We start from the raw sequence: 10841 nt of genomic DNA on the forward strand, positions 1-10841 counted from the left end.
ACCCGGTGTGGTACTGGTAATACTGCTGTTATACACTAAAATGCCGCGTCCGCCGGCCTGCTGGGCAGCAGTAATGTAGGCAAAATCGTTAGCGGCATCGCTGGTGTTAAGTTGCAGCTGGCTTTGATTAAAGACAGCTACCATAGGGCCAAAAATAAAATCGACGCTGCCCATAATAATACTGTTGGTTACCGCTATCCGTACGGCTCCGCCATAAAAGGTATCTTGGCGGCCTACAAAGCGGCAGTTGTTAAAGTAAGCACGGTCACCGATGACGGCGATGGCCGCTGCTCGTTCTAAAAAGTCGCGGTGTTGCACGGCGGTAGCCCCTAAGGTGGTTGGCCTTATGCCGCCTCTGTTCGTAGGGTCTAGCACTAAAATATCGCTAAGCTCATGGGCCGAGACATATTGATTAAACGAATTTTCAAAGATAATGCCAAAAGCCTCAAAGCCCGAGCCGCGCACAACTACAGTGGCGTTCCAAAAAGTTGTCGCTCCGGCACCGGGATTGGTAACGGTATGGTAGCCATTGGCCCGGTTTACAGCTAAAACTTCGGCATTAAAACGGCCGCTTTCGTCCATACTAAAGTAGCTAACGCCGTGTCCGTAGTAGCCGGTAATACGTACGGCATTGGGGGCAATATCTACCCCGCTGTTAAGCAAATCAATACTAGGATTGGCCGAGCTATTACGCAGGGTTATATTAGGGGCGGTTATATGAAGCATTTCTTCATAATTGCCCGGGTCAATCCAAATGGTAACACGCTCGTTATTAGGGCGGTGCATACGGTTGGCAACATCTAAAGCGGCATTAATGGTGGTGTAAGCTCTGTTAGGCCCTACATTTAAGCTAGCGCTAAAAGGAGCTTCCGGGTAAATTCTAATATTTTCGATATACGATTGGCCTATAGCTGTAAGGGTTACAAAGCCGGCTGTTGTACCTAAATATCTAAAGCTGGCACTTTCTATTTGGCTGGTAGAGCCGCTGCTCGTAATAATGGGCTGGCCAGTGATATTGCCTGCACCTAAAGTAAAGTTGGCGGCAAAACTGTAATTAACTACTACTACATCGCCGGCATTAACCGGTATTCTTAAGGCGCTGCCCGGCTGAGCCAGCAGCCTAAGATTATTATTAATAACCATATTGCCGTTAAGTTGCAGGCCGCTAAAGAGGCCATCGTTTAAATTGGCAATGGTAAGTTCCCTAAATAACCAATTTTGTTTGGGGCTAAAATTAAGAGTACGGCTAACCGGGCTGCCGGCTACCACTAAATTAGCGGTAAGCCTCTGCTGGATAGCAAAGTTATTTAACCCTTCGGCGGTAATGCGGTAAGTGCCGGCACGCAGCAAAATAGGCTGGCCTGCGCTAAAGCTATAGCTGTAACCTACTTCGTTTAAGTTGCTAAAAGTTAAAACAAGGCTGCTTTGTGCAGCCGCCGGCAAACCTTCGCTATGGATAGTTACCGGTTGTAACGGTTTAGCGGTAAAATTAATTTGGGTAGTGTTGATATTTAGCTGGGTAGTGGTAGTTTCAAAATCGTTTACACCTAAAGCTTCAAAGAGATAGCTAACACCTTCTTCTAACTGAATAATATAACGGCCGCTTATTCTATCTAAATTAATAATAGGCTCAAATATTCTATCGGCCGGTGCCGTTAGCAAAAGCTCGATATTAGCCAGCCATTCCGGCGGTAAACCGGTAATTTGCCCGCTTAATTCTATTAAAGAAACCCTAATAATATCAAGGTTAAAGCAGTGGTTTAACCGGCCTGCCGGCAGTTCAAATTCGCTGACGCCGGCAATAATAAAGCCGTCGGCTCCTTCCAGATGGACACTGTAAGTAAAACCGGTCGGGAGCTCTACATTATAACGGCGGTTAGTTAAATTGGCCGAGTATTCTTTGCCGGTAAAGAGGTTAGTAAAGATTAGGCTGTAGTCAGCCGGTAAACGTGTGCGGCTGTTAATATTGCCGCTAACTAGCGCTAAAGTTGGTGGCTGTCGTTGGACACGATGGTAACTAAGCCGCGATGCGGTACCATCGGCCAAAAGGCGATAGCTGCCGTCCTGCGGAACAACAAATTTAAGCTGGCTGTGGCCAACCGGTACTACCCTAATTTCACGGTAGGTAAAATTATCGTTATCGTTAGCCGGTACATATTCAAAGGTTATGGTGTTGGGGGCATTTTCTACCGCTACAAAAAAGGTAATTTCGTCATCGGCTAAATTATTGGCCAGTACCATCTGCCGGTTAGGCGCGGCATTGGTGGCTCCATTTAAAAAGAAGAGGCCGCGTAACTCGCCCTCTAAATACCACTCTTCCGGTGGGTTTTGCACCCGTTGGTCAAAACGGGTTAAAGCTTCGTTTTCGGTACGTAATCTATCGTTAGTGCCGCTAAAGCTTAAATCACCGGCTTCAAAACCGGCAAGAGGGTTGCCATTACTGCCTGCTGTTATGGTAGCGGCATACCAGCCGTTAATAACGGTAGGGGTAAGCCCATTAATATATAAACTTTCGTCGCGTTCATTGCCGCCAAAATCCCAAATTTCTATTTTATTTTGCTCCTTAGTGGCCGAGCCACAAGATATAATGATTAAAGTTATTAAAAATAATAAAAGTGATGGTTTCATTTTTAGTTAATCCTTGCAGTTGTCTTACTTACTATTGTAACATATATTTTTTAAAATGGATAATTAATTTTTAATTAAATAATTGATTTGCAGATTATGACGGATAGTCATTATTATTGCGTAGCAGCGGGTCTAATACCTTGACCTTCAGGGCGGGGATAGGCTGGCGATAGCAAAAATTTTATGGAAATACTCACTTGCTTTTACCTCACAAATGTGATAGAATACCGCTGTTATGCAAATAAGGGTTAGACGCTTCGGCGAAAGATTTAAATTAAACAGCTTTCAGGTATTATTTATTGTTATTAAAAATAGTATTGCCTCGCGTGAGCTTATTTGGCAGCTCTTTAAACGCGATTTATTAATGGCCAACAAACGCAGTTATTTGGGCATTATCTGGAGCTTTATTGCCCCTATTTTTGGTATTATTTCTTGGGTATTTATGAACATCGCCGGTGTTTTGCAGCCGGGCAATACGGGTGTGCCTTTCCCGGTATTTTTATTAGCCGGCAGTATGATTTACGGTTACTTTGGTGCTTTTATAGGTGTATCACGCGGCATACTCGGTGCCGGCGGCGGCTTTATTATGCAAGTGGAATATCATCACGAGTCGTTATTCTTCTATAATTTGCTTAACGTTATTTTTTGGTCAACTTTTACTTTTGTTCTTAATGTTTTGGTTTTTTTACTGTTTGGGCTCTATCCGCATATCACTTGGTTGCTCTTTCCTTTTTTACTCATTCCTTTGCTTTTATTTGGCAGTGCTATCGGTTTTGTTCTTTTGGTGCTTGATAAAGCCTTCCCTGACCTCGCCAAAGTCTTTAATATGGCTATAGGCTTAATTTACTGGATAACTCCCATCGTTTTTAGCGTAGATGCCATTACTAACCCTTACATTTTGGCCGCCATTAGGTTGAACCCGCTTTATTATTTGGTTATTTTGCCGCGTGATATGTTTTTGTTTGGTCACAGCACCCTGTGGCAGGGTTACTTTATTATGGCAGGTATTTCGGCGGTGTTGTTTATGCTTGGCCTGCGCTTTTATTACCTTACCGAAAACACCTTTATTGAAAGGATATAACTTATGGCGCAAAATGTGGATATAGATAAACTTGATGACGATGTAGTGATTGCGGTAAGGGGGGTAAGTAAAAAGTTTTGCCGCAGCATTAAGCGTAGTATGCTGTACACCATGTACGATGTGCTTAAAATTTTATTTAGAAGGCCCATTGACCAAACAAAAATTCGTAAGTCGGAATTTTTAGCCCTTGATGATATTAACTTTACCTTAAAAAAGGGTGAAAGTTTGGGCTTAATTGGCCGTAACGGTTGCGGGAAAAGCACTTTACTGCGTATTATTGCAGGTATTTTCCCGCCCTCTACTGGTGAAATTGCCGTTAGGGGCCGCATTGGGGCTTTAATAGCTGTAGGTGCTGGCTTCCATGACCAAATGAGTGGTCGCGATAATATTTATTTAAATGGTACCATATTGGGTATGGGCAAAGAAGAAATTGATGCTAAATTTGAAGAAATTGTGGCCTTTGCCGAGTTAGGTGATTTTATGGAAGCACCGGTGCAAACCTATTCATCGGGTATGCGGGTGAGGTTAGGGTTTAGTATTGCCGTGCACGCCGATGTGGATATCTTAATTGCTGATGAGGTGCTGGCGGTAGGGGATACGGCGTTTAAATTAAAATGCTATAATAAAATGGCGGAAATGCGTAAAAAAGGGTGTTCTATTATTTTGGTATCGCATGAGCCAGCATATATTACCCTGAATTGTGATAGGATTATTTATTTAAAACAAGGCAAAATTGTTTTTGATGGCGATGTTGTTGAGGGAACAGCGCTTTATACACGAGACACGCATCTTTCGATTGAGGAAAAGGTTGATAAAGAGGTATCAGCTTCAGACTACTTTTTTTACAGCGACAATCCTGATGTAAAAGTAACTAAAATAGAGTTAAATACCGCTTTTGAAGATGGATATATGCAACTCGATACTCATGATGATATAACTGTTAAATTTTATTATGAAGCCTTTAAAGATGTTGGCAATTTATACGTTAACCATGCTTTTAGATTTAACAGTGTTGAACCTGTGCTTTTTTCTCAGGCCATTGATATGCTCGATAATCAGTTTATCTCTCTTAAAAAAGGACACGGCTGTGTTGAGGTAGTAATTAACAATGTTAATGCAGCAAACACTGTTGGTGTTTTTTATATAGCACTAAAAGATAAAACTAATGTGCATTTAGGGTATATTGAGAGAATTCCCGTAAAAATGAATAGTCCTGTGTATATGCAAACCAGAGATATGGCAGTAAATCTAATTCATAAAGTTAATGTTTACGGGTTTTAATTAAACTACATAAGGAGTGTTAAGTAATGAATGAAGCGGGTGATATAATTAAGGTTTCAATTATTATTCCTTTTTATAATGTAGAAAAGTATTTTGCTGAATGCCTTGATAGTTTAATAGCTCAAAATATGGTTGAAATGGAAATATTGTTAATAGATGACTGTAGCCCCGATGGTAGCCGTGCTATTGCCGAAGAATATGCCAAAAAAGATAGCCGTATACGCATAATAACGCATGCCGAAAGGAAGCGGCAAGGAGTAGCCAGACAAACCGGTTTATTAGAAGCAAGTGGTGAATATCTATGGTTTATCGATAGTGACGATGAAATAACGCTTAGTGCTGTTAATGCTCTTTATAAAACAGCAATCGGAAATAGTACCGATGCTATTGTGTTTGATTTTACCAATATTGTTGAGAATGATTTTAAAGGAGAAAATGCTCATTTAGTGGTGGCCGCTGATAAAGACGAACTTGTAAGAAGATACGGTGTAAAAGAATCTTATTTTTTTGATACTTCTTTAGCTATTAATGATTTTCTAGTATTAGCCAGTAAAAGACTTTGGGGTCCATGTCAAGTTTTTTGGAAACGTAGCTTGTTATTAAGGGCTTTGTCATATGCAAAAAATGAAGCAGGAGCATTTGAATCTCCCATCTTTTTTGCACTCTTTTTAGCCAAAAACATTCTTTATCTTCCTAATATTGTAGCTTACATTCGTCGAATGAACCGAGTAGATAGCTCTATGAATTTTAAAAGGACATTAAAAGAAAGGGGCTGGTTAAATTTCTATCTTGATGTAGCCTTAAGCAACGGGAAGCTAGCTGGGCTAGTGAGCAATAATCAAACATTAAATTATACCGTATTGTTGCGTAATTTTCAGCTTTTGCTTTGGTTGCATTATAGAGATATAAATAATAATTTTTATAACGAAGAAGATATACATATTGTAAAGATGCAAATAGCAAAAGAAGTAGCTGATTTTTTTATTAACGACCCTTATTTAGCTAATGCCACTCCCGAAATAGTTTCTGCTGTTTTACAATTTGGTAATGGCATTAATGAGCTACAAGCACGAAAATTTACAAACGTACTTTGCCAAAAACCTATAAATAGAGAGCAATTAGAAAAGGAGCTTTACAGTTTTTATTCGCCTGTATCCAATACGCCAGAATCTGCACCTGTAACTAAACTCCTACCATCTCCTCCACGTAAAAGCTTATTCAAAAAGATAATTAAAGCTTTTATGCCTTACGGATTGCTTTGGTTTTGGCATAAATTGAATATAGAAAAAAGAAGAAATGCTTCCAAGAAAGCTGAATCTTTAAATGAAATTCTATACAGAGACTTACGTAAAGAGCTTAAAGAAATTGGTGATAAAAAAAAATCTCGTAGAAGTTCTCTTAAAGTAGTAAAACACCGAACTTATGGAAAGGCGGTAAAAAAGACTTTCGATGACACAAATAATGACGCTATTATGGCTTTTAATAACGAAAAACTTGCTATAGAAAGACTAAAAAAATATACTTGGTTTCCTAAAGTATATAAGATTGGAAAAAACTTTATCGTTTATGAATTTATTGATAATCGCTTTCGCCTAGACCTAATTATTGATACTTACGGTTCTGCTAAAAAGAAAGCTATTTTATCTGATATTGTTAAAATTCTATTTGATTTATATACAGAAAATATTGTTCATCGCGATATACATTTAGCTAATATGTTTTATTCAGAAGAAAATGGTATTAAACTAATAGATTTTGAGAGTATGGCAGAGGCTTCGTTCAAAAATATTTCTTTTTTTGATGGTTATGATATTACCGGTAAAGGATTAGATTCTCCTTTCCTTACGGACAATATGTGTGTTTTCCATAATTTAGAAATTTCTATTAGTCAAAAGTTTGGTATAAAAGATATGCAAGATTTTAAAAATATTGTTGAAGAAGTCCTAAAAGAGATGCTTTATAATATTTCCTCTTCTTTTTTTACGCGACGTTATACAGATAAAGATAGACACACTTTAAGAAATCGCTATATTTATAATACATTTGATTTGCCTTATTTAACTGTCTCGCAAGAAATTGGACAGCGAGATATAAAAAAAAGACTTACTCGATTTGCTATTACTCAAAAGCAGATTAGTAATAAAAAAGTGTTGGATATTGGCAGTAATATTGGTGGACTCTTGCTTGAGCTTCAAAAAATGGGATATTCTAGTGCTTTGGGCTTAGAATATGATTTGGAAAAAGTTAAAATTGCTAATCTTATCGTCAAAATTCATGAGTTTAAAACGGTTAAATTTAGGCAAATTGATGTGGAAAGTGATGTTTTTACTACAAATATAGAGCAATCGTATGATGTAGTATTTTGTTTTGCCGTTATTGGGCATCTTAAAAATAAAAAGCTTTTCCTTCAAAAATTGAAAAAAATATGTACTGGAACACTATATTTTGAGGGGAACGATGGCTTAAGTACTGAGGAAACGCAAGAACTTTCAGAAGAGGCTGGTTTCATTAACATTAATTTTATCGGCCTATCTGATGACGAAAAAGATGATTATAACAATAATCGTCCATTGTTCATTTGTAATAATAATAAATGAGGTATTGTTAACTAGATTTCTTTATCTTGCGTATTATTTTCTTACCCACCAATTTTACTGTAAAAGTTAGCCCATACTTTTTAAGATTATGAATAAGCCAGCGTATTTTACGTGGGATGTAAGTAAACATACGCCCTACGCGATATGAACGTGAATTAACAAGTGCTCTCATTTTACCTAATAATTTTGTATATTTATTTTGCAAATTACTGTACTCATTTTGCAGATGATTAGACTCTGCAGATAAGTTGTTATACTCCATTTGCAAATTTCTATAGGTTACAGATAAGTTTATATGTTCCGCTTGTAAATTATTATGCTCTTCCTGAAGATTGGTATATTCTACTCTAAGAGATTTACGCCGAACAAATAGATATTCAGCAGCAGAAAGCTCATTAATTTCGCGCGCTTCATCATAAAGAAATTTTACATCAAACATATCAATAGGTACACTAATAGTTTTATTTTCAGGAATAAGCTTATTTTGTATTATGGAATAAACTTCTAAGAATGCCTGCCATGTTTTAATCTCATTCAAAACCCACCAACAATGCTTAAAGGACCAAACAGCAAAACGTTCTTTAATTACCTCTAACACACCTAGTTCCACTAAACTATATCTTACAGCTTTATGCATTTCATAAAATGAATGAGTATCTTGATGATGTGTCGACCCCAGATTACCCACCCTATTTATACGATACTTTATGAAAAATTCTTTAAGAATTGCTATACGTTCTGCTGCATACATTGTATAAAAAACGAAAAACCCATCATTTGAGTGAGAAATCTCTTGAAACCGCAATTTATGTTTATCTATAAATGATCTTTTGTATAGTTTATCATAACATGAGCCCGTAAAAAAATCAAAGTTTTGTGAAATATTTAAGGTGTCTTTAAAAGAAAATACTTTTTTCTCTATTGACATTCCTGACCATTCCCACGGCCATTCATTTTTGGTTGCGTTATCAAAAAATTTGCAAAAACATACCACAAAATCAACCTGCAGTTCCTCTGCCTTTGTATACATCTTCTCAAGCATAGTAACATCATATATATCATCACTATCTAGTATTGATAAATACTCTCCCTGTACTATGTCAAGCCCAGCATTTCGGGCAGCTCCAGCCCCTTTATTCTCTTGGTTTATAATGATAATACGACTATCATTTTGCTTATATTCTTCCAAAATAGCTAAGCTGCCATCTGTTGAGCCGTCATTTATAAGGATAATCTCTATATCTTGCAAAGTCTGGTTCACTATGCCATCCATGCATTCTCTCAAAAAAGGAAATGTATTATAAACAGGAATTATTACAGAAACTTTGGGTGGCATATTATTTTCTCCTAAATGTTGCGTCATTTTCACGTTTATCGTACATCGCTCCGCAACGTACCGGTACAAAAAGAGGGTTATCTATTACTTCACTATCTAAATCGATACGATGAGACACAAATATTTTTATATCTTTCATTTATTCCAATTTTAATACCTGTCATTAGCGTTTTTTACTACGTAAACGGTCACGAACTTTCTTTAGCTCTCGCCTACGCTTTGATTTAGGCGGGAAAAACGGCGTGATTATTTTTTTTAAAAATGCTTTAATTATTCGCTTCAAAAGTCTTTTGATAATTATTCTATCGGTAATTTGCTGCGCCGATATTACCGGCTGTGTTGATGGCTTAGTCATTCTTGCTAGCAAAATTTCATAAAAAGGTGACTTCCGGGCTACTTCCCAGAATTCTGCCGCAAAATCCATTGTAGGGTCATTCCATGGTTTTAATTGGCCGCTGTAATGAATTATTTTAGGCTTACTTCTAGCCTCTAGGTATTTATTATAAATAGTAAAAGGTGCTTTTGCTATAGTTTTATCTCTATCCGGATAATAGACTGGAACGTTCCATGCCAAATCTATAAAAGAAACCTTTTTTTGGCATGCTATATTCAAAATATCTTGGTCAACAAACTTATAATTACCGTTTACCGCGAATGTTGCCAAGTCATAATCACCAAATTCCTTTCTAAACTGCTTAATATTGAGTAAAAGTATGCCCGCATTAAAATATTTTAAAATTTCTTTCAACTTTAAAGTATTATCAGCGTAGTCTTTTATCCATTCGTATAAAAAATAGGCACCTATAAAATCAACATCTACACACGCTCCCATAAGGTTGTTACCTATATCAATATTATACAAATTAGCTACATCGGTTTGTATGATTATATCAATATCAAGGTAAATAATTTTAGTAAAAGTTTTAAATACCTTGTGGGCTAAAGTGCGAAAGAAAGTTTCGTTAGTAACATGTGCAATAAAAGCTGAATTTTTAAAAGAAAAAGAGCTAACTTCTTTCTTCATATTGTAAAACTCAATATATACATTGGCATAATTTTGACACAGGGCCTTAATCCTTCTTTGATTCTCTTCTATTATATAAGTATGCATAATATAGATGCCATATCGATTATCCTGTGAAGTATTTTCTAAAAGGCTCTGTAACATTATTGCCAAATAGGGCACATATTCATTACTACAAGCCGTTACAATAGTTGTTTGCTCTTTAAAACGAGGCTCGACCTTAGCTTGCACATCGGTGTTGCATACAAATAATCGCTGAAAAAACGTAGCTTGAATATTTTCATGGGTATTTATATAGGTGTAGAAAATTCCTAAACACCATTCACCTAAGTATCCAATATTACGCAGTTCGGCAAGATTATAATTAGAGAGATCAATACGTTTTTCACATTCTTGTAAAATAGGGAATAGCCATTCACAATAGCGAAAAAATAAATCTTTTCTCATGATAAACGTATTATAAGCATAAAGTAAATGCCCATTAAAGAATCGCTTCGCAGCAATATAAAATCTTGGTGAAACATCTTTGATAACATTTAGCAAAATATCAATATCTTTAATATGAAAATGTGGTAAAACTCTATGCTGATGATAAACATTTTGGCTCCAATAATCACGTACATCAATAGGTGTGCACAGTGCCAAAGCATTACCGCTCATTTTAGTAATAAGGCTATCTGCATCGATATTAACTTGACTTAGAAAATCTTTATTAATGTAATCAAAATGTATTTGAGCATCTCTACCGGGTATTTGGTTAGCTTGAGAGTTAAAACTAAAATACCTCCTATAATGGCAAAGCCCATAATAATCAGCCTTCACGTTCTTCCAAGCCCAATACATTACTGTTAGTTCATTATACGACAATCTTTTTTCAGAGATATTATCTCCAGT

6 protein-coding genes are annotated in these 10841 nt (G+C 36.8%); 3 read left to right on the forward strand and 3 right to left on the reverse strand.

Features of this window, described 5'->3' with window-relative positions; translation table 11 throughout:
• The coding region (locus tag FWE37_07440) for a pectinesterase family protein (protein ID MCL2520814.1) at positions 1-2628 on the reverse strand (2628 nt) is incomplete at its 3' end.
• 235 nt (positions 2629-2863) lie between these two features.
• Between FWE37_07440 and FWE37_07445 the strand changes: the two genes are divergently transcribed.
• Genes FWE37_07445 through FWE37_07455 form a run of 3 tightly spaced genes read left to right on the forward strand, consistent with a single transcriptional unit; the run spans position 2864 to position 7587 of the window.
• The gene (locus FWE37_07445) at positions 2864-3709 is read left to right on the forward strand and encodes an ABC transporter permease (GenBank protein ID MCL2520815.1); all 846 of its coding nucleotides are present in this window, start codon (positions 2864-2866) and stop codon (positions 3707-3709) included.
• Positions 3710-3712: 3 nt separating this feature from the next.
• The gene (locus FWE37_07450) at positions 3713-4990 is read left to right on the forward strand and encodes an ABC transporter ATP-binding protein (GenBank protein ID MCL2520816.1); all 1278 of its coding nucleotides are present in this window, start codon (positions 3713-3715) and stop codon (positions 4988-4990) included.
• Between the two features lie 26 nt (positions 4991-5016).
• A complete protein-coding gene (locus FWE37_07455; GenBank protein ID MCL2520817.1) occupies positions 5017-7587 on the forward strand; it encodes a glycosyltransferase in 2571 nt (856 codons plus the stop codon).
• Between the two features lie 7 nt (positions 7588-7594).
• Here the strand turns inward: FWE37_07455 and FWE37_07460 are convergent, their stop codons facing one another.
• Positions 7595-8950: a glycosyltransferase gene (locus FWE37_07460; protein MCL2520818.1), complete on the reverse strand. Its 1356-nt coding sequence runs from the start codon at positions 8948-8950 to the stop codon at positions 7595-7597.
• A 136-nt stretch (positions 8951-9086) separates the two neighbouring features.
• A partial coding sequence (locus tag FWE37_07465) for a DUF4422 domain-containing protein (protein ID MCL2520819.1) occupies positions 9087-10841 on the reverse strand: 1755 nt, incomplete at its 5' end.

It is taken from the genome of Spirochaetaceae bacterium, assembly GCA_009784515.1.
In the GTDB taxonomy this organism is placed as follows: domain Bacteria; phylum Spirochaetota; class Spirochaetia; order WRBN01; family WRBN01; genus WRBN01.